This window comes from Cupriavidus sp. CuC1 (assembly GCF_044627735.1).
Taxonomy (GTDB): Bacteria; Pseudomonadota; Gammaproteobacteria; order Burkholderiales; family Burkholderiaceae; genus Cupriavidus; species Cupriavidus ulmosensis.
The window spans coordinates 1-647 of sequence record NZ_JBIUHC010000427.1 but is presented as its reverse complement, the minus strand read 5'-3'; the positions used below and the strand labels follow the sequence as shown (position 1 = coordinate 647).

At 58.9% G+C, this 647-nt stretch carries 1 protein-coding gene; it reads left to right on the top strand.

Translation table 11 applies throughout. The features are described 5' to 3' along the window. Positions 1 to 501 (top strand): transposase (locus ACGLHR_RS52060; protein WP_400103986.1); only part of this gene is annotated, 501 nt, incomplete at its 5' end. Between the last annotated feature and the right edge of the window lie 146 nt (positions 502 to 647).

Here is a 647-nt window from a genome sequence, read left to right as displayed (position 1 = left end):
AAAGGCAAAACCGCCAGTGAGTTGCGCTACATGGGCCATACCCTGAGCGACAACCGCCACGGCCTGGTGGTCAGCGCGCTGGTGACAAGTGCTGACGGGCATGCAGAGCGCGAAGCCGCCAAGGTCATGGTCAACGACGCCCGGCAGGTGGTCGACGACGCGGACGTGGAAGTCACCGTGGGTGCGGACAAGGGGTATGACGCGGCCGAGTTCATTGAGGCTTGCCTTGAGATGAGGGTCACGCCGCACGTGGCGCAAAACACCTCCGGGCGACGCTCGGCGGTTCCGGATGAGATCGCCTGCAGCGGGGGTTATGCCATTTCGCAGCAAAAGCGCAAACTGATCGAACAAGGCTTTGGCTGGGCCAAGACCGTGGGGCGCATGCGTCAAGTGATGGTGCGCGGACTGAAGAAAGTTGACCAGATGTTTGTGTTGAGCATGGCCGCATACAACTTGGTGCGCATGCGCTCGCTGGGAGAAATCCGTCCGCAGTTGCAGTAATCGCGGTAATGAGGCGAGAAACGGGCGCCAAATCATCAAAAAATCGATGAAATGACGCGCAGCTTCCGGATTGTGAAAAATAGGCGGCACATCAACCATAGAGCGGGAAGTCTTGCCGCTTGTGCGGTTAGTACTTCAGCAGCCTG